This window comes from Larsenimonas rhizosphaerae (assembly GCF_026240105.1).
GTDB lineage: Bacteria > Pseudomonadota > Gammaproteobacteria > Pseudomonadales > Halomonadaceae > Larsenimonas > Larsenimonas rhizosphaerae.
The window spans coordinates 73,935-98,867 of sequence record NZ_JAPIVE010000001.1 but is presented as its reverse complement, the minus strand read 5'-3'; the positions used below and the strand labels follow the sequence as shown (position 1 = coordinate 98,867).

Here is a 24,933-nt window from a genome sequence, read left to right as displayed (position 1 = left end):
GGACACGAAATAAAAGGAGGAGCACCAGGCTCCTCCTTTGATACCAACCGCGTATGCAGTTCAGGTGGCCTGCTGCCGATGCAGACGCCAGCGGCGCTCGAATTCATGCACGCGCTGACGTGCAAATTCGATGGTCTGGGCCGTCATTACGCTCTGGTTCTCGTCCTTGAGCTCGCCGCCCAGGTTGCGAACGATCACCATCGCCGTTTCAAGCATGGCTTCAAAGGCGGCGGCCGTATCGTCCGCGCCGGGAAGCGGCATCAAGAAGGTCACGCCAGGCGTGGCAAAGTCATCCATGGCCTCAAGGTCGAATATACCCGGCTTGACCGAGTTGACCATCGAGAACTGCAGGGCACTGTCATCGCTTTCGGTTTCAAAACGGTGGAAGACATGCATGTCGGGGCTATAACGCAGACCACAGGCCAGCAGCAACTGCAGTAGTGTCGTGCCTTCAAAACCGGCGTCATCCCGGGAAAACACGCTGATCACGATCAGCTCATCGGCATTGGCAAGCGCGTCGCGGGCCAGTGCATCCGCGGGGATCGCATGGCGCATTGCCCGCTCGACCATCGGATGGCGCGTCACGTTATCACCGAGTGGATCTTCGTCAAATGCGTCGGCATGCATCGAAGCCTCATCTACTCCGGCCTCCTCGGCAACCGGCACTTCCTCGTCCTGCGCATCATGACGACGCGCAGCCACCGGGCCGCCGTCGGAGGCATACCGGGCGCCACCGTTTGGCAGTTCCCAGTTGGTCTGCGCTTCACGGAGGTCTTCTTCACGCTCGTCGTTGACGTCCAGATCCCTGGACAGATCAAGCCGTGGGATACCTCGTTGATGCTTTAGCCGCCTTACGCCATCAATGATGATGATGGCGACCAGCACCAGACCGAGAATTATCAACCACTCTCTTAATTCCATGGGTATCTTGCCTGTAGTTGTAGCCGCGCACATACCCTTGTACGCAACAGTCACCAGTATCGAAAGGCTCTCGTATGGCCTGTCCCGTATGCCTTCAGCCGGGTCTGCGCCCTGTTATTATGCTGTTGACGCCTGAACGTCATTTATCGTCACTTTAATACCACAAAACGGTCACTGCGTGCATGTTATCAGGCTTGGGCCAGCTCGGCAGCCTGTTCCACCCCTACTGCGACCAGTCGGGAGACGCCAGGTTCCTGCATGGTAACGCCCATCAGCTGATCGGCCGCCTCCATCGCAATCTTGTTATGGGTAATGTAGATGAACTGAACGGTGTCCGACATTTCCTTTACCAGCCGCGCGTAGCGGCCCACATTGGCATCATCCAGCGGAGCATCGACCTCATCCAGCATGCAGAAGGGTGCAGGATTGAGCTTGAAGATCGCAAAGACCAGCGACAGGGCCGTCAGCGCCTTTTCTCCGCCGGACAGCAGGTGAATGGTGCTGTTCTTCTTGCCCGGCGGGCGTGCCATGATGGCGACACCAGTCTCCAGCAGGTCATCGCCGGTCAGGGTAAGCCAGGCCGCGCCGCCACCGAATACCCGCGGAAACAGCGCCTCGAATCCGGCATTGATGTCATCAAAGGTCTGTCGGAACCGCACACGGGTTTCCTGGTCGATCTTGCGGATTGCCTTCTCGAGCGTTTCAAGGGCTTCCGTCAGCTCACCATGCTGGGCTTCCAGATAATCCCGCCGCTCGGCCTGCTGGTCATACTCCTCGATGGCCGCGAGATTGATGGCACCCAGCCGCTTGATACGCTCACCGGTGCGCTCAAGCTCACTGTGCCAGTCATCGATGCTGGCGCTGTCCGGCAATTGCTCGGCCAGCAGCGCGGCATCATGCTCCATGTCGCGCAGCAACTCGTCCTGCGTATCGGCCTTCATCGACAGCGCCTGGACGTCCATGCGTCCCTTTTCAAGCGCCTCGCGCAGTTCACTCAGCCGATGTTCATGGGCCTGACGCTGCTGTTCGAGGGTACGCATGCGTTCAGCCAGGTGCTGGGACCGGTCGCGATGCTCATTCAGCGTCTGCTCCTGGCGCCCCCGCTGGTCCAGCAGCATTTCCAGTGTCTCGCGCGTTTCCTCTCCCGGTGCCCGGAGTTCCTCGAGTTGTTCGGCCAGCAGCTCACATTTTTCCTGCAGTCTCTCGCGCTGCTCATCGCTGCGCTCACGCTGATTGTTCAGCCCCTGCCGCTCGGTAACCAGTCGCTGACGCTCCAGCTCCAGCGCACTGTACTGCTCTCGAAGCGGCGCCTCCCGGGCCTGGTACTGCCCCAGCGTCATACGGGCATCATTGCGGCGTTGCGCGAGCTGCTCGCGGCGAGCGCTGTTGGCCTCTACCGTTTCCATGGCGACCTGCCACTGCTCCCGGGCAGCCTCAAGTGTCAGACGGATATCCTCATCCTGTTCGGCCAGAGATGACAGCTCCTCGGAAAGCTCGTTGCGCCGACCCTGTGCATGCTCCAGCCGGGTCGACAGGTTGCTTTCCTTCAGTGCGGCCTGCTGGCGAGCCTCATTCAGGCGGCGCTCATCAAGTCGCAGCTGCTCGATGGCTTCATCACTGCTGTCACGAGCCTGACGCGCCACGACCAGCGCCTCGTCGAGCGCCTCGATCTGCATGTCCAGCTCGCCAAGGGTAGCGGTAATGCTGTCCCGACGCTGGCGGCGTGCCAGCAGGTTATCCACGCCCTCGCGCTCGCCACGTCGGCGTACCCAGTGGGGCCCGAGCCATAATCCTTCAGGGGAAATCACGCTTTGATGCGGTTCAAGCTGCGCCCGCTGTGCCCAGGCCTGCTCATCGGTGTCAGCACATACAATGGTATTGAGCCAGGCTCCCAGTGCACCGGCCTGCCCGACATGAGCCCCAAGTGTGCCGGGTTCCGGAGCGATCCGGGCCTGTTCCAGCAACGCCAGCTCGCCCTGAGGCAGCTGATGCTGTGACACCTCCGGCGGCAGCGCAGTGCCCACGCGTGCCGTCAACCAGGGAGACAGGACCCATTCCGCGGCAGTCGCCCAGTCGCCATCCACCTCCAGCTGCTCGCCCAGTCGGGGCGTGCTGCGCCAGTCCAGCCGTGTCAGGTACTCGTCCAGGCTATCATCATCCTGCCCCAGGGCCGCCTCAATCAGAGCCTCAAGAGAAGCCAGCTCGCCCTGCAGGGTAGTCTGTTCCCGTACCAGTGCATCCCGGCGTGTCCCGGCATCGGTCAGGGTCTGCGCCGCATCGCTGCGCCGGGCCTGAAGCGTCTCCCGCTGCATGTCCGCATCGGCGAGCTGCTCATCCAGCCCTTCCCGATCCGTCTGGCTGAGGTGGTACTCTTCGCGCAGGGCGGCGTCTTCCGGTAATTCCTGCCACTGGGCCTGACGACGATGTCGCTGCTGCTCCAGTTCGCGCAACCGACTTTCATGCTGACGAATCTCCTGCTGCAGGCGCTCAGCCTGACGTGACGCGGCCTGATCCTCTTCACTGAAATGATCCCAGTCTTCCTGCGCCTGCTCCTGCATCATGCGGGCCTGTTCGAGCTGGTCGGTCAGCAGCTCAAGCTGCTCCTGGGCGGTCTCCTGCTCGGGGGCCAGCGCCTCCAGCCGGGTATCGATATCCTCCAGCCGTCGAACATCATCACTGCCGAGCTGCTCCAGCTCACCAAGCTCGCGGCGCGCATTGTCAAGGTCAGCGGCAAGCTGCTGCTCACGGCTTCTGGCATGTTCGATGGATTGCTCGATGCGGGCGATGGCGGCTCCGGTTTCATAAAAGGCCGCCTGATGCTGCTCCAGCGTGTCGGCCATGTCATCGTGGGCACTGCGCGCCTGCTCAAGGCCGCTTTCGCTTTCCCGAACACCGAAGACATTTTTTTCAACCTCGATTTCGAGCTCACGCACCCGGTGGGCCTGCTGCTGCTGCTGGTCGCGCAGCGCTCGCCCACGCATCAGCGCCAGCTCGCCCCTGAGACGATGCTCCCTCCCCTTGAGCTCCTGATAGCGACGGGCAGCGTCGGCCTGCCGCTTGAGCCGTTCAAGCTGCTTGTCGAGTTCTTCACGCAGGTCATCCAGGCGCTCCAGGTTTTCCTGGGTACGGCGCATGCGGTTTTCAGTCTCGCGCCGGCGCTCCTTGTAGCGTGAAATGCCGGCAGCCTCCTCGATGGTGGCACGCAACTCATCCGGCCGTGCTTCAATCAGCCGCGAGATCATCCCCTGCCCGATAATGGCGTAGGAGCGCGGCCCCAGCCCCGTTCCCATGAACAGATCGGCAATGTCACGACGACGACACTTCTGGCCATTGAAGTAATAAAGCGACTGCCCGTCCCGAGTGACCAACCGCTTGACGGCTATTTCCCGGTATTCGGCATACTGCCCCCCCAGGCTGCCATCCTGGTTATCAAACAGCAGTTCGATCGTGGCCTGCCCGACCGGCTTGCGACCGGTCGAGCCATTGAAGATCACGTCGGCCATTGATTCGCCGCGCAGCATCTTGGCCGAAGACTCGCCCATGACCCAGCGCACGGCATCTATCACGTTGGACTTGCCGCAGCCGTTGGGCCCGACAATCGACGTCATATTGCTTTCAAAAGGCACTGTGACCGGGTCTACAAAGGATTTGAACCCTGCCAGCTTGATCGACTTGAGCCGCATTCATCCCGCCGTTGGTCGTGGGTAAAAGGTGGTTGGCCTGCATTACTGCCAGTGAGCCAGGCCCTGAACATCAGGGTCTGGCATGATCAATCACGAGTGTCACGGGGCCACTGCCCCGCACCGCCACCGTCTGCGCGTGACTGACCCAGTCACCCGGAGCCGGGCGCGCCGTGCCTGTCCGTGAAATACGCGCACTGATACTGACCCGGTCTGCACTCGATAGCGTAAACGAGGGCGCCATGGCCTTGCTGTCATCCAGCGTCAGTGTAACCGGCAGCGCCGAGACCGGCCGACGCACCACCGCCAGGGGAGGAGCATCCGGACGAGCGGTGTCCCGCGCCACGATAAAGACCATGGCCTTGCGGCCCAGATCCTTCGGCACACGAGCCCCCAGCGATGCACTGACCTGCACCTGCGCGGCCACCGCATCGTCTGGCGAGACGCTGTCCGACGCATCAGCCTTCGGCGCCGCACTCAATCCGCCCTTCTGACGTGCAATGCGAATTCCTTCCTGCATGGCGCGAACGCTGCTTTCGTTCCGGAATCCGGCAGCAGCAATCTGCCAGTGCTCCACGGCGTCGGCATACTGGCCCTGACGAAAGGCCGCCAGCCCCAGCAGGCTGTGGGCAGTCGCATTGCCGGCATCGGCCGCCAGCGCATCATCCAGTAGTGCCCTGCTGTGATCGGTCAGGGTCTGGTCATCAGCGAAGTACTGCATCTGGGCTGCCAGCGCCAGCAGCTCCGGCTGACGCCCCTTCAATCGCATCAGCTCGTCAAGGCTGTGGGCCGCCTGCAGAAACCGGCCCTGATCCCGGTACAGGGGAAAAAGGGTTTGCCAGACATCAGGGTTATCCGGCTGCTGACGCGCATGAGCTTCAAAGGCGGCTATGTAGTCGGCTGCATCGGCAGCAGGATCGGCCTTGAGGTGCTGCGCCGTTTCATACAGGGCAAGGTCATCACTGTTGCCATAGCGCTGATAGCTCCACAGCCCGCCGCCGATCACCAGAACGGCCACGACCGGTATTGCCCACAGACCCTGCCGGGCGCTCCCGAGCGGCGCGCGACGATGCCCCTCGACATCGCCCAGCAACTGGCGTGACAGCTCGGCCCGTTCCGCCTCGAAAGTGGGCTGGTCCAGCATGCCATCGGCATACTCGCCTGTCAGCGCCGCCAGTCGCTGCCGGTAGATGCGTGTGTTTTCACGTACGTAATCATCATCCCTGTCAGCCTGTGCCAGGGCATCGGCTGTCTGCCGGGATCGCCACAGCGGCAACAGCATGAACAGGGAAGCCAGCACACTCAACGCGACCAGGCCTATCCATAAATCCATCATGATGGGTCCCTGCGGTCTGTCGAATGGTTGGTAGTACGCGGGGGATCGCCCAGCAGATCATCCAGTCTGGCCTGTTCTTCCGGAGCCAGCGCCGAGACAGTGTCCCGTGACCGTGTTCTGGCGCGCACCACGCCAACCATGATGGCCAGCCCGATGGCCAGCACCAGCAGCGGCCCGCCCCACAACAGCCAGGTGCGCAGGGTCAGCCGGGGATCATAAAGAACGTAGTCGCCGAAGCGCTCGACCATATAATGACGAATGGCTTCATCGGATCGCCCCTCACGCAACAGGCGCGCCACGCTTGCGCGCATGTCGGCAGCAATCATGGAGTGGGAATCACCGATGGCCTGATTCTCACACTTCGGACAACGCAGTACATCGTTGAGCGCGTCATAACGCGCCGCCAGGGCCGGTGTATCAAACTGTTCAGGGGCATCGGCGGCCATTGCCTGACCGGCCACCAGTGCCAGCCATACTGCGGCAAGCCTCAGGAAGATGACCACTTTTTGATCTCCGGCAAAATGGTGTCCTGAATATCCTCGGGCCTGATATAGCCCGTATGGTGGTAGCGAATAACCCCGCGGGCATCCACGATGAAGGATTCCGGGGCTCCATAGACGCCCAGGTCAAAGCCCAGGGTGCCATCCGGATCAAACACGCTGACATCAAACGGGTTACCGAACTGATTGAGAAAGTCCCGTGCCTTGACTCGTGTGTCCTTGTAATCAACCCCCATGATACGAACACCCTTGTGGTGCAGCGCCAGCAGTTGCGGCATTTCATCCTTGCAGGTCGGGCACCATGAGCCCCAGACATTTACCAGCGTCACGTGGCCCAGCAGGGCACTGCGATCCACGTTCACGGTCGGATCATCGAGCGCCGTCAGGGAAAACTCGGGCATGCCCTGGTCGATCAGTGCCGAGTCGCGGGCAAAGGGATTCAGATCCAGTCCCTTCCACAGAAACACGCCCAGCGCGATGAACAGCACCAGCGGAATGAATAAAAGCCATCGGCGTTGCATTTACAGTTGCTCCTTGCGAAGTTGACGGCGATAGCGACGGTCCCACACGGCCAGCCCTCCCCCCAGCGCCATGATCACGCCGCCAAGCCAGATCCAGCGTACGAAGGGTTTGATCTGAATCCGAAGCGCCCAGTCCCCGTTATCCAGTTGCTCACCCATGGCAACATACACGTCACGAAACAGCCCCGCGTCCAGCGCCGTTTCGGTCAGCGCCTGACGGCGGGCATGATAAAAGCGTTTCTCGGGATGCATGATGTTGATCAGGCGGTTATCCCGCGTGACCTGAAGGGTTGCCCGGGTAGCGGTATAGTTTGGCCCTTCACGATCGCCCAGACTGGTCATGGTAAAACGATAGCCTCCGACCATGACCTGCTGGCCGACATTGAGCCGAACGTTATCGGACACATGGTAACTTGATACCAGCGTGATCCCGGTAATCGTGACGGCCAGCCCCAGGTGCCCCAGTACCATGCCGTAGTGGCTGCGAGAGAGCTTGCGCGGTCCGCGCAGTCCAAAACGCAACAGGCTGCCTGCCACCTCCCGCAGTGAGGCAAGGGCCACCCACAGCGCCAGCAGCAACCCAAGCGACACCAGCGGCGTCCAGTGGCGATCAAGCCACAGGGGCAACGCCACCGACAGCACCAGCGCGGCCAGCGCACTGAAAGCACTTCGCTTTACCAGCGTGCGGCGTGACATCTGCTTCCAGCGCGACAGCGGCCCCAGCCCCATGGCGATACACAGCAGCGTAGCCAGCGGTACGAACAGGGCATTGAAGTACGGCGGGCCGACCGAAATCTTGCCCAGACCCAGTGAGGACAACAGCAGGGGGTACAGCGTGCCCAGCAGCACTGTCACGGCCATGACCAGCAGCACGATATTGTTGATCAACAGGAAGGTATCCCGTGACAGCCAGCCGAAGGTAATACGGCTTTTGACCTGCGGAGCACGCAGCGCAAAGACAAGCAGCGCAAGACCCACCGTCAGTCCAAGCAGCACCAGGATGAAAACGCCCCGGTCAGGATCATTGGCAAAGGAATGCACCGAGGTCAGCACCCCGGAGCGGACCAGAAATGTCCCCAGCAGTGACAGGGAGAAGCTGAAAATGGCCAGCAGCACTGTCCAGCTTTTAAACGTGCCCCGCTTTTCGGTGGCTGCCAGCGAATGCATCAGCGCCGTCCCCACAAGCCAGGGCATCAGTGAGGCATTCTCAACCGGGTCCCAGAACCACCAGCCGCCCCAGCCCAGCTCGTAATAGGCCCACCAGCTGCCCAGCGCAATTCCCAGCGTCAGGAACGACCAGGCCACCGTCGTCCATGGGCGCGCCCAACGCGTCCAGGCCGCGTCCAGTCGCCCGCCCAGCAGGGCAGCCATGGCAAAGGCAAAGGCCACTGAAAACCCGACATAGCCCATATAGAGCATGGGCGGATGAACGATCAGCCCCGGGTCCTGCAGCAACGGATTCAGATCAGCACCTTCGGCAGGCACGACCGGCAGCGTGCGGGTGAAGGGGTTGGAAGTCACCAGGATAAACAGCAGAAACCCGCTGCCGATGGCGCCCATGATGCCCAGCACCCGGGCCAGAAGATCCCTGGGCAGTCGCCTTGAAAACAGGCTGACCGCCAGCCCCCAGAACGACAGCAGCAATGACCACAGCAGCATCGATCCCTCATGACTGCCCCATACCGCGCTCAGCCGATAATACCAGGGCAGGGCCGAGTTCGAGTTGGCGGCGATGTAATCGACACTGAAATCATTGACGTAAAACCCGGTCGCCAGACAGGCCAGCGACAGCACCAGGAAGGTACACTGCCCCCAGGCCATTGGCTGGGCAAAGGCCATCCAGAGTGGACGGCGCTGCCAGGCACCCCATAACGGCACCACGGTTTGAAGCACCGCCATGCCCAGCGCCAGAATCAGCGCATAAAACCCGAGTTCGGGCAGTACATCCGTCACCATGAGTATTCCTGCAACATCCAGATGATCAGCGCGAAGGTGCCGAAGGATCGGAGGCGCCCTCGTAGGACAACTCTCCCGAGGCTTCGGCCTGTCGGTAATCTGCCGGTGACATTCCCTCCTTCTTCAGAACGTCTGCCACCTCTTTCGGCATATAGTTTTCATCGTGCTTGGCCAGCACCTGACCGGCCTCGATCACTCCCTGTCCATTCAGGCGACCGACCACCACGATGCCCTGCCCCTCCCTGAACAGATCGGGCAGGATACCGTCATACTGTACCGGCACATCGGCCTTGAAGTCGGTCACCGTGAAGCGGACCTTGAGGCTGTGCTGATCACGGGCGAGACTGCCTTTACGAACAATGCCGCCCGCGCGAATCTGACGCTCGACCGGCGCCTTGCCGGCAGCAATGTCGGCCGGGCTGTAAAACAAATTGATGTTTTGCCCCAGGGCATACAACATCAAGCCGATCGCCAGACCTGCCAGTGCCACCAGCGACAGCACAATGAACAAGCGACGCTTTCTGACCGCATTCACAGCTGTTGCTCCCGCCGGATCTGCCGCCGGATCCGTTGCACGATACGACGGTGTTCCAGTCGGGCCATGATTACCTGTGCCACACACAGGCCGGTAATCACGCCCCAGGCCGTCCAGACGTACAGGCCATAGCCGTTCATTGACATGAACGCGTTCAGGGAATCAAAGGCCACCATTACACTCCCGTGTCGGAGGAGCCGGCATCCGGCGCAATCAGCGCCCGAACCCAGCGTGAGCGCGACTCGCGCCGCAGGATTTCATGCCGCGTTCGGGTCAGTACCAGCGCGGCAAACAGCAGATAGCTGCCCAGCATCATCAATAACAGCGGTACCCACATGCTGGCCGGCATGGACGGCGCCTGAGTCAGGCTGAAGGACGATTTCTGATGCAACGTGTTCCACCAGTCGACCGAATACTTGATGATCGGCAGATTGACCACCCCGACCAGCGCCAGCACCGCTGCTGCGCGCCCGCCACTGTCCGGACGATCAAAGGCGTAACGCAGGGCCATTACGCCCATGTAGAGAAACAGCAGAATCAGCATCGACGTCAGACGTGCGTCCCATACCCACCAGGTTCCCCAGGTTGGAATGCCCCACACGGCACCGGATACCAGCGCCCCGAAGGTCATGCTGGCACCGAAGGGGGCAGCCACCCGGGCCACCATATCGGCCAGCTTGATTTTCCAGACCAGAAAGATCGCGCCACACATAGCCAGCAGGGCAAAGCAGGATTCTGCCAGCATGGCGCTCGGCACATGCACGTAAATGATCCGGAAGCTGTCGTGCTGCTGGTAATCAGGGGGAGCAAAGGCAAGCCCCCAGACAGCCCCGATGCCCAGCAGCAGCGCTGCCGCGCACCAGAGCCAGGGCGTTACCCGCAGGCTGAATCGGTAGAAGACCCTGGGTGAGCCCCATTTATGTATCCATTGCCACATGACGTCATTGCTCACAGGGAAATTGAAAAAATCAGCTGTCCTGACCCAGGCGCAGCGCGGCTGCACAGGCCCAGGGCGCCAGCGCCAGTGCACCGGCCAGCAGGGCACCAAGGATCGCAAGATACGGCGCAACGGCCGCCCCTTCGCCGGCCAGACGCACCACGCCGGCACCGAAAATCAGTACCGGTATATAAAGCGGCAGGACCATCAGGGACAACAGCAGGCCACCGCGTCGCACGCTGACTGTCAGAGCCGCCCCGATGGCACCGATCAGAATCAGTGTGGCACTCCCGAGGGCCAGACTCAGGGACAGGGCCCAGAACCCCTGGGCCGGCAGGGCCAGCATGATCCCCGGCACCGGGGCCACCAGAGCCAGCGGTAGCCCGGTCATCAACCAGTGCGCGCAGAGCTTGGCCAGGACCAGCCACCAGGTCGGCACCGGTGAAAACATCATCTGCTCCAGCGTGCCGTCATCCCGGTCTTCCCTAAACAGGGCCTCCAGCGAGAGCAGCACGGCCAGCAGTGCCGCCACCCACACCACCCCCGGCGCTACCCGCGCCAGAGTCACCGGGTCAGGCGTGGTCGCCAACGGGAACAACGTGGTAATCAGGGCAAAAAACACCAGCGGACTGCCCCAGTCACTCCCATGACGCAGGCGCAGGCGCATATCACGCACCAGCACGGCGCAGAAGGCGCGACGCCACTGCGGGCCGGAATCAGAGGACATCATGGCCTCCTCGGCCATCCAGCCGAACATGATGCGTCAGGGGAATGGCACTGAATGCATGATGCGTAATCACGATAACGGTGCCGCCGTTCTGACAACGCAAGTGAACCAATTGTTCCAGCACATCCACTCCGGCACGGTCGATCGCGGTAAACGGTTCATCCAGTATCCAGAGCGGCCGATCCACGACATGAAGACGCGCCAGCCCGGCCCGCCGCTGCTGCCCGGCGGAGAGCTGCTGCACCGGCACATCCTCGAATCCGGCAAGACCAACCTCGGCCAGAGCATGCCAGCGCGCCGCCTCTGCACCGGCATCCGGCGTGGTATGAAGTGCCTGATACCAGGCAAGATTTTCAAGCGGCGTCAGGGCCCCCTTCACACCAGCCAGATGGCCGACATACAGAAGCGAACGCTCCAGCACCGGCCGCGCTGCCGGCAAGGGCTGGCCCAGCCAGCGCACCTCGCCCTCATCGGGCGGAAGCTGACCGGTCAGGAGCTTTATCAGGCTGGTCTTGCCACTGCCATTGGGGCCTTCGATCCGACACAGGTCGCCGGGGGCAAGCGTCAGGGATAGATCTCTGAAAAGCCACCGGTCATCGCGTTCACACCCGAGCCGGCATGCCTGAAGCTGGGCACTCACACGACGTCCTTTACGTTGGGGAGCCGGCGCCATGAAACGCCGACGATCATCAATTATCAGGGGGTGCAACTTTACTACGAAAGGCGCAGACGAGCCACCGGCGCTCCATCATGGAAGGGTGATTAATCGGCGGACGCCCTGCTATGATGCTCGAACCTCAACGGATCGCCTGCTGGAGTTTCCCCGTCATGTCGACTGCTGAACCGCGTTTTCTGCACCGCCTGCCCAATCTGCCGCTGGATGCCCTGGCCTGGGAGGAAATCGACCCGGATGAACTGGTTGATGTTCCACTGCTCGGGCTGGTATCGGCCGGCCTGCCCATCGAAGCCTGCGGCACGGATGATACCGTGCGCATTCCGTCCCGAATGGTTCGCCGCAACACCTATGCGCTCAAGGTGCGTGGCAACTCGATGATCGACTGCAATATCTTTGATGGCGACATCATCATTATCGAACGGCACGAGTCGGCCGAAAACGGCGAGACAGCCGTGGTGCTGATCAATAATCAGGAAGTGACCCTTAAAAAACTCTACATCGACAGGAGTGGCGTGCGCTTGCAGCCTGCCAATGATGCCATGGCACCGATCTACCTTAAAAACGATGACATTCAGGTACTCGGGCTGGTCATGGGCGTGGCTCGCCCGCAAAACGATCAGGTTGCCTGATGGCCTACGAAATTCCCGCCAATGAGCCTGATGCGCCCTGGGTCGTCGAGTTCGAAGTACAGAAAAGCCGCTTCATTACCTGGGCGGCTCACACGCCAGCACCCGCGGATGCGCAGGCCCTTCTCCAGCGTGCGCGCGCGCACTTTCCGGATGCTCGTCACCACTGTCTGGCCTTCATTGCCGGGCCACCCGGTGAGCAGCGTGATATCGGCTTTTCCGATGATGGCGAGCCCGGCGGCACGGCGGGTCGGCCCATGTATCAGGCGCTGGAAGGCAGCGGGCTGGGCCACATCGGCTGTGTTGCCATTCGCTATTTCGGGGGAATCAAGCTGGGCACCGGCGGGCTGGCCCGGGCCTACACCAAATCAGTGACGCTGGCCCTTGAACAGCTGCCAACGATTACGCATGTGCCACGCCATGCCCTGTGGCTGGATGTCAGCTTTGCGGGCGAACAGGAAGCCCGCTTCTGGATAGAACAGCAGGCCGGTAAGATCACCGATGCCGAATATACTGCTCAGGGCGTCCGCCTTGCCCTGCAGTGGCCGAACGATACACCGTGTGATATTGCCCCCCTCAAGGCGCGCCTGGCAGGCGAAGCCACACTGATCACTTCCACTCACGCCGAGTGAGGCAGACAGTCCAGAGCCACCTCGAAGGATAATTGAATGTGGCGCTCCAACAGGGCCACGGCTTCCTCGACCTGGCGGCGCTCCGCCAGCGTGGCCAGCTGCTCATGGTGGGCATCCAGGGTATCACGCAGATCCGGGCGCTCGGGCGCTGCACGACGATAACGATCAAACTGATCGTACAGGACACCGACAAAGCGGCGCCGCCAGGGCGACGGACAGGCCCCGATCAGTGCCAGATGAAAGGCTCGATGGCACATTTCCCACTGCTCGACGTCAGCATCAGGCCGCAGCGGAGTACGCTTCAGTCGATACAGGCATGCCATCACCTCGTCCAGCCAGTGATCATCGCCATGTATCAACGCGTCGCGCAGTGCTCGTGTTTCAAGCTCGATACGCAGAGATGCCACGTCCTCAAGATCTGCCCGAGTCAGCGCGGGCACCCGAAAACCGCGCTGTGGCAGCTGCTCTATCAACCCCGTCGCAGCCAGTCGATTCAGCACTTCGCGCAGCGGACTCAGCCCTGCACCATAGCGCTGACGAAGGACATCTATAGGCAGTTTTTCTCCGGCAACAAAGATACCGGTCACGACATCGCGCCGTAACTGCTCCAGCAACTGCTCCGATGACATGCCCACCGAGCGCCTCCTTTTCAGTATATCCATCGCGTTGACAGCCCTGACAGGGCAGCGCATAGTGCAAAAAATCGATTTTATGATGAAAATCGATTTCTTCTCGGCCCTACAATAACGAACAACCGCTGGAGACACCATGTTCCCGTTTTCATCACAGAACCCCTACCCTTCCGAGCGTAGTGCCACGTATGCCCGCGGCGGTATGGTTGCTGCCAGCCAGCCACTGGCAGCACAGGCCGGCCGCGACATGCTGGCCCGAGGCGGCAATGCCATTGACGCTGCTATTGCCACCGCCGCCGCCCTGACCGTCGTGGAACCGACCTGTAACGGCATTGGCAGCGATGCCTTTGCGCTGGTATGGATCAAGGATGATAACGGCAAGGGCACGCTGCACGGCCTCAATGCCAGCGGCGCTGCTCCGAAGGCGCTGACCATCGATGCGGTCAAGGCCGGAGGCCATGACACCATGCCCATGTACGGCTGGCTGCCAGTGACCGTACCGGGCACCCCTTCTGCATGGGCCGAACTGTCACGCCGATTCGGCAAGCTGCCGTTTGCTGATCTGCTGACACCGGCCATCACTCTGGCACGAGAAGGCTTTCCCGTAACGCCCGTCATCAGCCAGTTGTGGGAGCAGGCTCACGCCACCTTCACGAAGGCGTTCACCGAGCCCGCGACACAGGGCTGGTTCGAAACCTTTGCGCCGAAGGGACGCGCGCCACGTGCCGGCGAAATGTTTAAAAGTGATGCCCACGCCGATACTCTGGCCGAACTGGCCGATACCAGCTGTGAAAGCTTTTATCGGGGCGCGCTGGCCGAACGGATCGATGCCTTCTCCAGAACGACCGGGGGCTACCTGCGTGCGGAAGACCTTGCCGCCCACCAGTGTGAATGGGTCGATCCGATCTCCACCCGTTATCGCGGCGTGGATGTGTGGGAAATTCCTCCCAATGGCCAGGGCCTGGTAGCCCTGATGGCGCTCAATATTGTCGGCGGCTATGACGACCTGCATGCCCGGGACGACATTACCGTCCTGCACCGCCAGTGCGAGGCCATGAAACTGGCATATACCGATGGCCACGCCTTCATTGCCGACCCGGCACACATGACCACCGATACGGCAACGCTGCTGAGTGAGCCCTACGCAGCCAGCCGACGCGATACCATCACGGATACGGCCTGCGATCCCACGCCTGGCACGCCCCCCCAGGGCGGTACGGTCTATCTGGCTACCGCCGATGCCGAGGGCAATATGGTATCGTTCATCCAAAGCAACTTTCATGGCTTCGGCTCGGGCGTTGTCGTGCCGAACACAGGCATTGCGCTGCAAAATCGCGGCCAGGGCTTTTCCCTCGACTCAACCCACGTCAATGCGCTTTCTCCCGGCAAACGCTCATTTCATACCATCATTCCAGGCTTTCTGACCCGCGACGGCCAGGCACTGGGCCCCTTTGGCGTGATGGGCGGTTTCATGCAACCCCAGGGACATATGCAGGTGGTGATGAACCTGCTGGATTTCGGCCTTGACCCTCAGGCGGCGCTGGATGCCCCACGCTGGCAATGGATGGGGGGCAAGCGTATTGCCATCGAAGCCGGTTACCCGCTGCACCTTATGAAAGAGCTACGCAGCCGTGGACACAAGGTCGAGAGCGCCTTTGACCGCACCGGCTTTGGTCGTGGCCAGATCATCCTGCGAGACCCCGCCACCGGCGTACTGTGCGGCGGCACGGAACCCCGAACCGATTCAGCCATTGCGGTGCTTTGACATGAACCTGCCTCTTCAGGGCCAGTTGATACTGGCCTTCACACGCATCGGTCTACTCGGATTCGGTGGTGGCCCGTCCATGATTCCACTGGTGCATGCCGAGGTTGTCAAACGCTACGAGTGGATGAGCGAAGACGACTTTTCCGATGTGCTGGCCATCGGCAATACCCTGCCAGGCCCCATTGCCACCAAAATGGCCGGTTATATCGGCTATCGTGTCGGCGGAATGGCCGGATGCATCGGCGCGGTTCTGGCTGTCACCCTGCCCTGCATCATCGCCATGATTGCCCTGCTGGGGTTGTTCATGCGCTACCGGGATGAACGCTGGATCAATGGCATGAGCCAGGGCGTCATCCCGGTAGTGATGGTCATGATGGCCCGACTGACCTGGGATTTCTGGGCCAAGGCACGGAGTTCACTGGGCGCGATCGCCACCGTGGTACTGGCTGTGGTATCGGCCGGGCTGATGTACGGACTGGGCGTTCACCCTGGCCTGATCATCGGCGCTCTGCTGATCGCGGCGCTGTTGCGCCCTGAACCCAAACAGTCCACGAGGTCCTGACATGCTGTACTGGCATTTGTTTCTGGCGTTTTTCATCCCGAACATCGTGGGCTATGGGGGCGGGCCGGCCATTATCCCGCTGGTCGAAAACGAGATAGTGGGACATTACGGCTGGATGAGCTCCCAGCAGTTCGCTGAAGTACTGGCGATCGGCAATGCCCTGCCCAGCCCGATTGCCACCAAGATGGCTGGCTATATCGGTTATCACGTGGCCGGAGGCCCGGGGGCCGTCATTGCGGTGCTGGCGACCGTCGGCCCGTCACTGCTGCTGATGCTTGCGGCACTGGGCGTCCTGTACCGTTACCGCAACTCGATCAAGGTCAAGTCAATGAGCAGCTGGGTTCGCCCGGTAATCATGGTGCTGATGGGCTACCTGACCTGGACATTTCTGGACGAAAGCCTGATCAACAGCGGCTGGCTGCCGACCCTGCTGATTGGCGCCGTGGCGGCGGTACTATTGAACGCTACTCGGATTCATCCAGCGCTGGTGGTATGCCTGGGCCTTGCCTCGGGCGCGCTTTTTCTCGGTTAGCCTGGATTGTGCTTCGCGGGGCGAGCAACGTATGATCGCTCGCCCACGCTCCACACGAGATCCAGGCCATGTCTGCCAATGCCGTTCTGCAGCCCGTAGCGCGCCCTCACGGCGCACTGGGCCTTGCCCCGATGGAAGGTGTCATCGACGGGCTGACCCGCGCCCTGCTGTGTGAACAGGGCGGACTGGACTGGATCGTGACCGAATTCGTGCGCGTCACCAATACCATATATCCTCCCCGCGTCTTTCACCGTATCTGCCCCGAGCTTGCCCAGGGGTGCCAAACCGTGGGCACCACTCCAGTACATCTGCAACTCCTCGGCTCTGATCCGGCCATGATGACAGCCAACGCCGTACAGGCGGCCCGTCTGGGAGCACGCAGCATCGATATCAACTTCGGCTGTCCAGCCAAACTGGTCAACCGGCATGACGGCGGAGCATCGCTGCTGCGCCGACCGGAACACATGGAACGCCTGATTGATGACATGCAGCGTGCGCTGAGGCCCTTCGAGATACCGGTAACCGCCAAGATCCGGCTTGGATTCGATAACAAGCAGCTGGCTCTGGCATGTGCACTGGCAACCGAACGAGGCGGCGCCAGTCGCCTGACGGTACATGCACGCACCAAGGCCGAGGGATACCGTCGCCCGGCCCACTGGGAGTGGGTCAGACGCATTCGCGATCGCATCAGCATACCGGTCGTCGTCAATGGAGATATTCAAACCCTGGAGGATTACTGGCGCGCAACGACCCTGTCCGGATGCCAGGACGCCATGATCGGACGTGGCCTGCTGGCAGACCCGGCACTGGCCCGGCGCATCAAGCACTGGCAGCACACCGGCACGCGACTGCCACCTACCACCTGGGCTGAAAAGGCCGGCGTGTTGCTGAACTATGCCAGCCGGGTGGATGGCGCCCTGCCCGACAAGGTCACCCTGTCACTACTCAAGCAGTGGCTCAACATGATGCGGCTGGGCAGCCATGATGGAGAGCAGTGGTTCCAGGCATTGAAGCGTGAACGTACGCTTGACGAGTTTACCGCCAGGCTGGCCGACAGCGCCTGAAGAAACGGCCCGGTCGATAGCCGGGCTGATATAAATAACGAGCATAAAAAAAGGGTCTTCCGATGGAAGACCCTTTTTTATCAAATCTGGCGCGCCCGGGAGGATTCGAACCTCCGACCCTCTGATTCGTAGTCAGATACTCTATCCAGCTGAGCTACGGGCGCTAAACGATGAGAAAACACTAAATATGCCCATTTGCTCATCCGCAGATACATTGATTGGCGCGCCCGGGAGGATTCGAACCTCCGACCCTCTGATTCGTAGTCAGATACTCTATCCAGCTGAGCTACGGGCGCATCATCAACCTACTGCTTGTACCGATTGGCGGAGAGGGAGGGATTCGAACCCTCGATAGGGCTATAAACCCTATACTCCCTTAGCAGGGGAGCGCCTTCAGCCACTCGGCCACCTCTCCTCATCGGTACGGCGCGCATATTACCGATTTTAAAAGACTTTGTCCACCCCTGTTCCAAAATCGATTTAAAAAAATCAGGGGGCATTTACTACAGGATGCTGAAACCGGCATAACATGTGGCCTGAAACACTACCACGTCAGGCGTCCTGCTCATCCACGTCTGTCTTCTCTCGTTGAATGCGCTGATATATCTCTTCACGATGGACAGAGACGTCCTTTGGCGCATTGACTCCCAGGCGTACCTGATTTCCCTTGACGCCAAGTACAGTGACAGTGATTTCATCCCCGATCATGAGCGTCTCACCGACCCTCCGGGTTAATATCAGCATGGTATGAAACTCCTTTTTCGGTTACAGCTTCCAGTAATCAGCAGAGTGCAGCATTATGCGTAAAGTTGGACTCCTGTCCAACCTGCATACCGTCAAACTAGTTGATAGTGACCAACCATGCTGAAAGATTCTGCCGTTTGGCCATATTGGCGTGCCAATATGGCCAAACGGGGTGGATCAGGTCTCTTCGTTGACATCTTCGCGGTCAAGACCAAAGGCAGTATGAAGCGCACGAACCGCAAGCTCCATGAACTTTTCATCAATTACAACGGAAATCTTGATTTCGGAGGTGGAAACCATCCGGATATTGATTCCTTCATCGGCCAGAACGCGGAACATTCTGGAGGCCACGCCCGCATGGGAGCGCATCCCCACCCCCACCAGAGATACCTTGGCAATCTGGTCGTCACCACGCACTTCTCCTCCGCCCAGTGACGGCACAATGCTTTCTTCAAGAATGCGCTTGGTCTGACGGTAATCTGCCTTGGAGACAGTGAAGGTGAAGTCGGTGTAGTCCCCGGCAGGCGCCACGTTCTGGACAATCATGTCGACTTCGATGTTGGCATCAGCAATCGGGCCCAGAATCTTTGATGCCACGCCCGGGACGTCCGGCGTGTTCAAGACGGTCAGCTTGGCTTCATTGGTATTGAAGGCAATTCCTGAAATGAGCGGCTCTTCCATGTTCCTTTCATCCTCCTGGTCATCAGCAACAATCAAGGTCCCCTGCCCTTCGGCAAACGAAGACAGGACGCGAAGCGGCACCTTGTATTTCCCGGCGAACTCGACAGCACGAATCTGCAGTACCTTTGATCCCGAGCTTGCCATCTCCAGCATTTCCTCAACGGTAATGCTGTCCAGACGACGCGCCCTTGAACAGACACGTGGGTCGGTGGTGTAGACGCCATCTACATCCGTATAGATCTGACACTCGTCGGCATTGAGCGCTGCCGCCAGTGCAACACCGGTCGTATCAGAACCGCCACGGCCCAGCGTCGTAATGTTGCCGTCGTCATCGACCCCCTGAAAGCCGGCCACCACGACCACCTTGCCATTATCAAGATCCTGGCGCAGTTCATCGGTTTCGATCCGCTGAATACGCGCCTTGGTGTGGGCACTGTCAGTGAGGATCCCGACCTGGGCCCCGGTATAGGACGTCGCCGGCACCCCGGTTTTCTGAAGCGCCATCGCCAGAAGGGAAATGGTGACCTGCTCACCGGTCGACACCAGCATATCCATTTCGCGTGGCGTCGGATCGTCATTGATTTCACTGGCCAGCTGGATCAACCGGTTCGTTTCACCACTCATCGCGGACACCACGACCACTACCTGGTGCCCTTGGTTACGGAAGGTCTTGACCTTTTCCGCGACCGCCTTGATGCGCTCTACAGACCCGACCGAGGTCCCGCCAAATTTTTGTACGTATAAGGCCATGTGCGTCCTATTTAACCTATGTTATGGATTTTAGGTGCTCATTGACAACCTGTCTGATAAAAAAATCACTCAAGCCTGCTCGCAACCCAGTCATATACACTTTCAAGTGCGCCGGGCAATGCCGCCGGGTCCTGCCCGCCAGCCTGCGCCATATCCGGGCGACCGCCCCCACGTCCACCTACCTGCTCCGCCACGTGATTGACCAGCTCACCGGCCTTGACGCGCCCTGTCAGGGATTTTGTTACCCCGGCAATCAGACTGACCTTGTCGCCTTCGGCAGTGCCCAGCACGATCACCCCGTTTTCAAGGCGGCTCTTGAGCTGATCCAGCAGGGTACGCAGGTCCTTGCCACTGACACCATCGACCTGGTAGGCAATCACACTGACGCCGTTGATATCGCGGGCCTGCGACAGCAGGTCATTGCCGGCACTGCTGGCCAGACGTGCCTTGAGTGATTCAAGCACCTTTTCAAGCTCACGCTGATGGCCAAGCATCGCATCAAGACGTGCTTCAAGCTGATCCGGGCGCGCCTTGAGGGTTGCGGCCATGCGCTCGAGAGTGGCCCCCTGCTCGCGATAGAAGCGCAGTGCGCCTCGGCCGGTCAGCGCTTCAATTCGCCGAACACCGGATGCCACGCCACTTTCGGAAGCAATATGGAAGGTCCCGATATCGCCGGTATGCCTGACATGAATGCCACCACACAGCTCGATCGAAAACGCTTGCGTGCCCATGGTCAACACGCGCACATCCTCGCCGTAGCGGGCTTCAAACAGGGCACGTGCGCCCTTGTTGCGCGCCTCATCCAGCGTCATCAGCTCGGTCTGAACCGGCGTATTGGCCAGCACCTGCTCGTTGACGATGGCTTCAACCCGGGCCAGCTGCTCCGGCGTAACGGCTTCGAAGTGGCTGAAATCGAACCGCAGCCGTTCATCGTTGACCAGCGACCCCTTCTGCTGAACGTGCTCGCCCAGCACCTGACGCAAGGCTTCGTGAAGCAGGTGAGTCGCCGAATGGTTACGCTGAATGTCTTCGCGGCGTGTGCTGTCCACCTGGGCAGAAACGGTATCCCCCAACGACAGACGACCGCTTTCCAGATACCCGTAATGAAGGTTATGTGCGCCCTGACGACGGGTATCTGTCACGTGAAACAAACTGTCGCCCAGTGTCAGGGTCCCGGTGTCACCTACCTGACCACCGGATTCAGCGTAAAACGGCGTGCGCTCCAGTACAACGACTGCGGACTGACCATGTTCCAGGTGTTCGCAAGTAGCACCGTCGGCGTTGATCAGCCCGGCAATGCGAGCCTGCTCTTCGTCGGTGCGCTCGTACCCGGTAAAATCGGTTTCACCCTCCAGCTCCACATCTGCCGAATAATCCCCATTGAACTGGCTGGCAGCACGCGCCCGATCCCGCTGCGCCTGAAGCTCGCGCTGAAAGCCGAGCTCATCAAGTGTGACGCCGCGCTCACGAGCCACATCGGCAGTCAGGTCAAACGGGAACCCGTACGTGTCATACAGTTTGAAGATAGTGGCACCATCCAGGGTATCTCCCTCAAGGGAAGCCAGAGCGTCATCAAGCAGCTTCATGCCATGATCAAGTGTCCGGGCAAACTGCTCTTCTTCCTTCAAAAGCACCTGCTCGACCTGGTCGCGTGCGGCGCGAAGTACCGGATGTGCTTCCCCCATTTCCTCATCCAGGGCAGAAACCAGGGTATGGAAGAAGGTATTTTCCTGGCCCAGCTTGTGCCCGTGACGTACAGCACGGCGGATGATGCGCCGCAGCACATAGCCACGCCCTTCATTGGAAGGCAGTACACCATCGGCAATCAGAAACGAGCAGGAACGGATGTGGTCGGCAATCACGCGCAGCGAAGGCTGATTGATGTCGCTCTGGCCGGTAGCACGGGCAGCAGCCTGCAGCAGGCTCTGAAACAGATCGATCTCGTAGTTGGAGTGTACGCCCTGCATGACGGCCGCCATCCGTTCCAGCCCCATGCCGGTATCGATGGAGGGCTTGGGCAGCGGATGCAGCGTACCCTCGCTATCGCGGTCGTACTGCATGAAGACCAGATTCCAGATCTCGATGTAGCGGTCACCGTCTTCATCCGGGCTGCCGGGAGGGCCACCCGCGACATCCGGACCGTGATCAAAGAAGATCTCGGAGCTGGGACCACAGGGACCCACATCACCCATTTGCCAGAAATTGTCTTCATCCAGCCGGGAAAAACGTGCCGGGTCGATGCCCATCTCGTCAATCCAGATGCGCTCGGCCTCATCATCACTGACGTGCACGGTAACCCACAGCCGTTCCTTGGCAAGCCCAAGCTCTTCGGTCAGAAAGCGCCAGGCAAACTTGATGGCATCACGCTTGAAGTAATCGCCAAAGCTGAAGTTGCCCATCATTTCAAAGAAGGTATGGTGGCGCGCCGTATAGCCGACGTTATCCAGGTCATTATGCTTGCCACCTGCGCGGACACAGCGCTGAGCCGTGGTCGCACGCGTATAGGGGCGTTGCTCGCGGCCGAGGAAGACATCCTTGAACGGCGCCATGCCGGCAACGGTAAACAGTACGGAAGTATCGTTTTGAGGCACCAGCGACCCCGAGGGGACCTGGGTATGGCCTTCGCGTTCAAAGAAGTTCAGAAACGCTTGTCGTAATGCTGCGCTTTTCATAATGCTCCCGTACAAGGTGCAGGCGTTATGCACTCATTCGTCGACGTTGTCGGGCCGGGAGGTCACGATCGTTTTCCCGCGCCACATGGTATAACGAACTAGTATAACGCCTTCACGCAACGACTAAAGAGGCAATCCATTCCCTTCCGGCCTCTTCAAGTCGTACCTGCAACAGGATCAGTCCCGTGAAGGATCAAAGGCGCAGGCCAGCGCATGGCGGGACTGTTCGCCGTTGAACCCTCGCGAGGCCAGATATCTCAGGCGCTTCGCCTGTTCGGCCGGCGTACTACCAGGGTCCGAAAACCGTCGTGCCAGCACCTCACAGGCCAGGGAAAACCAGTCAGTCCCACTGTCTGCCAGCGCCTGACGCGCCATGGCTGCATCAATACCTCGCTGATAAAGCGCTGATGCTATCTTGATTTCACCCTGCCCTCGCGCCACATGGCTTCTGACAAAGTGCTCGGTAAAGCGGGCATCCGACTGCAGACCTTCTTCCTGAAGCGCTGTCAGCGCCGTGTCGATGGCATCTTCCTCATGCCCCTTGCGTCGCAGCCGCTCATCAAGCTCACTGGCGCTGTATTCTCGCCGCGCCAACAGCGCGATGATGTCGTCACGTGCGGAGCGACCGGGCTCCTTCGGCGTGTCCTGCCATGGTGATGTCATTTTCATTTCTCCCAACGCAAAAGGCCCCGCAATAGCGGGGCCCCTTCAAGTAGCATACGATCAGATCAGCTCATCCGTATCGGCATCAGCCTCGATCGCACCTTCATCCTTTTCAGGCTCGGCGGTAGAGATATTCAGAAGCTGCGCCCGAATCTGCGTTTCGATTTCGTCCATTATCTCGGGGTTGTCCTGCAGATGCTGAGCAGCATTGGCCTTGCCCTGCCCGATCTTGGTGCCCTTGTAGCTGTACCAGGCGCCGGCCTTGTCGACCAGACCACACTGCACACCCAGATCAACGACCTCACCGGCGTGATAGATCCCCTTGCCGTAAAGAATCTGGAACTCGGCCTGGCGGAACGGCGGCGCCACCTTGTTCTTGACGACCTTGACGCGGGTTTCGTTGCCCGTGACCTCATCACCCTGCTTGACGGAACCGGTACGACGAATATCCAGACGTACGCTCGAGTAGAACTTCAGCGCGTTACCGCCGGTGGTCGTTTCGGGATTACCGAACATGACCCCGATTTTCATGCGGATCTGGTTGACGAACATGACCATGCAGTTGGCGTTCTTGATATGGCCGGTCACCTTGCGAAGCGCCTGAGACATCAGACGCGCCTGAAGGCCCACATGGGAATCCCCCATTTCGCCTTCGATCTCGGCACGCGGTGTCAGTGCGGCCACGGAGTCGACGACAATGACGTCCACGCCGCCGGAGCGTACCAGCATGTCGCAGATTTCAAGTGCCTGCTCGCCAGTGTCGGGCTGGGATACCAGCAGATCATCAAGGTTAACGCCAAGCTTTTCAGCGTAGCTCGGGTCCAGGGCATGCTCGGCATCGATGAAGGCGCATACCTTGCCCTGTTTCTGAGCCTGAGCAATGACCGACAGCGTGATCGTGGTCTTGCCCGAGGATTCCGGACCAAAGATCTCGACAATACGACCGAACGGCAGACCGCCGATCCCCAGAGCAATATCCAGCCCCAGCGACCCTGTAGATACCGACGGCATGGTGACGCGCGGGGTATCCCCCAGACGCATGACTGCTCCCTTGCCGAACTGTCGCTCGATCTGGGACAGCGCTGCACTCAACGCCTTGCCGCGATTATCGTCCTTTGCCATGAAGGCCTCCTTCCATCGTAAGAATCAGACAACAGCCCCTGCTGCGACATCACACGTACCCGATATCAAAAGGCCAGCTGTCGAATAGAATAGCGAGAGTGTACCGAATCGCCAAAACCATGTACACATATACAGTTATTTTTTAACGCCCATCAGGCCGTCATTCGGCGCCATGACCTCTTCGATCAGCCCTTCGAGTGCTGCACGCACAGCCTGAAGACGCACCTGGTGTCGATCTCCCTCGAAAAGAAAGCAGCGTGCACGACTGTCACTGGCGGTTCCCCAGGCAATCCAGACCGTACCCACGGGCTTGTCAGGACTACCGCCGCCCGGCCCGGCCACACCGCTGACCGACACACCCAATGACGCGCCGCTGAGTCGACATGCACCCTGCACCATCGCATGCACCACCGGCTCGCTGACAGCGCCATGCGCGCTCAGAAGGGCTTCGGACACACCCAGCAAGGCTGTCTTGCTGTGATTGGCATACGTCACCAGCCCTGTTTCAAACCAGCCGGAACTTCCGGCAATCTCGGTAATGGCCGCCGCTATACCGCCGCCGGTACAGGACTCCGCCGTCGTCACGCAGTGCCCTGTCGCCTGACACGCCTCTCCCAGTCGCAGGGCCAGTGAACTACATTGCTCATCCATCATACATACTCCTGTCTGCACAGGGCAGGCAGCCCGGTAACAACTACA

The 24,933-nt window shown here is 60.2% G+C and carries 24 protein-coding genes and 3 tRNA genes; 6 read left to right on the top strand and 21 right to left on the bottom strand.

The features are described 5' to 3' along the window. Window positions 1–60: 60 nt before the first annotated feature. The 11 genes from zipA to ccmA all read right to left on the bottom strand — a co-directional run bounded on the left by zipA (window position 61) and on the right by ccmA (window position 11,753). On the bottom strand, window positions 61–921 hold the full coding sequence (gene zipA, locus OQ287_RS00450) for a cell division protein ZipA (protein WP_250935862.1): 861 nt from the start codon (window positions 919–921) through the stop codon (window positions 61–63). A gap of 188 nt (window positions 922–1,109) precedes the next feature. Further along, window positions 1,110–4,604: a chromosome segregation protein SMC gene (gene smc, locus OQ287_RS00445; protein ID WP_265895203.1), complete on the bottom strand. Its 3,495-nt coding sequence runs from the start codon at window positions 4,602–4,604 to the stop codon at window positions 1,110–1,112. Between the two features lie 70 nt (window positions 4,605–4,674). After that, window positions 4,675–5,937 (bottom strand): c-type cytochrome biogenesis protein CcmI, encoded by a 1,263-nt coding sequence (gene ccmI, locus OQ287_RS00440; protein ID WP_265895202.1) that lies wholly within the window; start codon window positions 5,935–5,937, stop codon window positions 4,675–4,677. Then, window positions 5,934–6,440 (bottom strand): cytochrome c-type biogenesis protein, encoded by a 507-nt coding sequence (locus tag OQ287_RS00435; RefSeq protein WP_265895201.1) that lies wholly within the window; start codon window positions 6,438–6,440, stop codon window positions 5,934–5,936. The genes ccmI and OQ287_RS00435 overlap by 4 nt, the downstream gene beginning before the upstream one ends. After that, entirely contained in the window at window positions 6,425–6,958 is a 534-nt protein-coding gene (locus OQ287_RS00430; protein WP_250935854.1) for a DsbE family thiol:disulfide interchange protein, read from the bottom strand. Before OQ287_RS00430 ends, OQ287_RS00435 begins: the two co-directional genes overlap by 16 nt. After that, on the bottom strand, window positions 6,959–8,914 hold the full coding sequence (locus OQ287_RS00425; RefSeq protein WP_265895200.1) for a heme lyase CcmF/NrfE family subunit: 1,956 nt from the start codon (window positions 8,912–8,914) through the stop codon (window positions 6,959–6,961). Window positions 8,915–8,939: 25 nt separating this feature from the next. Beyond that, window positions 8,940–9,449 carry a cytochrome c maturation protein CcmE gene (ccmE, locus tag OQ287_RS00420; RefSeq protein ID WP_250935851.1) on the bottom strand — a complete coding sequence of 170 codons (510 nt, stop codon included), beginning with the start codon at window positions 9,447–9,449 and terminating at the stop codon, window positions 8,940–8,942. Further along, complete coding sequence (gene ccmD, locus OQ287_RS00415) at window positions 9,446–9,622, bottom strand: heme exporter protein CcmD (RefSeq protein WP_250935850.1); 177 nt, start codon at window positions 9,620–9,622, stop codon at window positions 9,446–9,448. Before ccmD ends, ccmE begins: the two co-directional genes overlap by 4 nt. Window positions 9,623–9,624: 2 nt before the next feature. After that, the gene (locus OQ287_RS00410; RefSeq protein ID WP_265895199.1) at window positions 9,625–10,386 is read right to left on the bottom strand and encodes a heme ABC transporter permease; all 762 of its coding nucleotides are present in this window, start codon (window positions 10,384–10,386) and stop codon (window positions 9,625–9,627) included. A 31-nt stretch (window positions 10,387–10,417) separates the two neighbouring features. Continuing rightward, window positions 10,418–11,113, bottom strand: coding sequence for a heme exporter protein CcmB (gene ccmB / locus OQ287_RS00405; protein ID WP_250935848.1), 696 nt, complete (start codon window positions 11,111–11,113; stop codon window positions 10,418–10,420). Next, the gene (gene ccmA, locus OQ287_RS00400) at window positions 11,103–11,753 is read right to left on the bottom strand and encodes a cytochrome c biogenesis heme-transporting ATPase CcmA (protein ID WP_250935847.1); all 651 of its coding nucleotides are present in this window, start codon (window positions 11,751–11,753) and stop codon (window positions 11,103–11,105) included. The genes ccmB and ccmA overlap by 11 nt, the downstream gene beginning before the upstream one ends. A gap of 188 nt (window positions 11,754–11,941) precedes the next feature. Between ccmA and OQ287_RS00395 the strand changes: the two genes are divergently transcribed. Together OQ287_RS00395 and OQ287_RS00390 are read left to right on the top strand one after the other, a co-directional pair. Then, complete coding sequence (locus tag OQ287_RS00395; RefSeq protein ID WP_250935846.1) at window positions 11,942–12,418, top strand: LexA family protein; 477 nt, start codon at window positions 11,942–11,944, stop codon at window positions 12,416–12,418. Continuing rightward, a complete protein-coding gene (locus OQ287_RS00390; RefSeq protein WP_265895198.1) occupies window positions 12,418–13,047 on the top strand; it encodes an IMPACT family protein in 630 nt (209 codons plus the stop codon). The genes OQ287_RS00395 and OQ287_RS00390 overlap by 1 nt, the downstream gene beginning before the upstream one ends. On the opposite strand, the gene OQ287_RS00385 is transcribed toward OQ287_RS00390, so the two are convergent. Continuing rightward, the gene (locus OQ287_RS00385) at window positions 13,035–13,676 is read right to left on the bottom strand and encodes a GntR family transcriptional regulator (protein WP_265895884.1); all 642 of its coding nucleotides are present in this window, start codon (window positions 13,674–13,676) and stop codon (window positions 13,035–13,037) included. The two genes, OQ287_RS00390 and OQ287_RS00385, sit on opposite strands and share 13 nt — an antisense overlap. A 139-nt stretch (window positions 13,677–13,815) precedes the next feature. On the opposite strand from OQ287_RS00385, the gene OQ287_RS00380 reads away from it, so the two are divergent. From OQ287_RS00380 to OQ287_RS00365, 4 genes are all read left to right on the top strand, one after another. Next, window positions 13,816–15,444, top strand: coding sequence for a gamma-glutamyltransferase family protein (locus OQ287_RS00380; protein WP_265895196.1), 1,629 nt, complete (start codon window positions 13,816–13,818; stop codon window positions 15,442–15,444). A gap of 1 nt (window position 15,445) precedes the next feature. After that, window positions 15,446–16,006 (top strand): chromate transporter, encoded by a 561-nt coding sequence (locus OQ287_RS00375; protein ID WP_250935843.1) that lies wholly within the window; start codon window positions 15,446–15,448, stop codon window positions 16,004–16,006. Window position 16,007: 1 nt separating this feature from the next. Next, a complete protein-coding gene (locus OQ287_RS00370; protein WP_250935841.1) occupies window positions 16,008–16,538 on the top strand; it encodes a chromate transporter in 531 nt (176 codons plus the stop codon). Window positions 16,539–16,606: 68 nt separating this feature from the next. Next, on the top strand, window positions 16,607–17,602 hold the full coding sequence (locus OQ287_RS00365) for a tRNA dihydrouridine synthase (RefSeq protein ID WP_265895195.1): 996 nt from the start codon (window positions 16,607–16,609) through the stop codon (window positions 17,600–17,602). A gap of 87 nt (window positions 17,603–17,689) precedes the next feature. Here OQ287_RS00365 and OQ287_RS00360 read toward each other — a convergent pair. From OQ287_RS00360 to OQ287_RS00320, 9 genes are all read right to left on the bottom strand, one after another. Continuing rightward, a tRNA-Arg gene (locus OQ287_RS00360) sits at window positions 17,690–17,766 on the bottom strand. 55 nt (window positions 17,767–17,821) lie between these two features. After that, window positions 17,822–17,898 (bottom strand) — tRNA-Arg (locus OQ287_RS00355). 26 nt (window positions 17,899–17,924) lie between these two features. Next, window positions 17,925–18,017, bottom strand: a tRNA-Ser gene (locus OQ287_RS00350). 137 nt (window positions 18,018–18,154) lie between these two features. Next, window positions 18,155–18,346: a carbon storage regulator CsrA gene (csrA, locus tag OQ287_RS00345; protein WP_250935839.1), complete on the bottom strand. Its 192-nt coding sequence runs from the start codon at window positions 18,344–18,346 to the stop codon at window positions 18,155–18,157. A gap of 177 nt (window positions 18,347–18,523) precedes the next feature. Further along, on the bottom strand, window positions 18,524–19,777 hold the full coding sequence (locus tag OQ287_RS00340) for an aspartate kinase (protein WP_250935836.1): 1,254 nt from the start codon (window positions 19,775–19,777) through the stop codon (window positions 18,524–18,526). 65 nt (window positions 19,778–19,842) lie between these two features. After that, window positions 19,843–22,449, bottom strand: a complete 2,607-nt coding sequence (gene alaS / locus OQ287_RS00335; protein WP_265895194.1) for an alanine--tRNA ligase — start codon at window positions 22,447–22,449, stop codon at window positions 19,843–19,845. A gap of 177 nt (window positions 22,450–22,626) precedes the next feature. Next, a complete protein-coding gene (locus tag OQ287_RS00330; protein ID WP_250935832.1) occupies window positions 22,627–23,112 on the bottom strand; it encodes a regulatory protein RecX in 486 nt (161 codons plus the stop codon). A 60-nt stretch (window positions 23,113–23,172) separates the two neighbouring features. Then, window positions 23,173–24,234 (bottom strand): recombinase RecA, encoded by a 1,062-nt coding sequence (gene recA, locus OQ287_RS00325; protein ID WP_250935830.1) that lies wholly within the window; start codon window positions 24,232–24,234, stop codon window positions 23,173–23,175. 135 nt (window positions 24,235–24,369) lie between these two features. Further along, on the bottom strand, window positions 24,370–24,888 hold the full coding sequence (locus tag OQ287_RS00320; protein WP_250935828.1) for a CinA family protein: 519 nt from the start codon (window positions 24,886–24,888) through the stop codon (window positions 24,370–24,372). Window positions 24,889–24,933 lie beyond the last annotated feature (45 nt).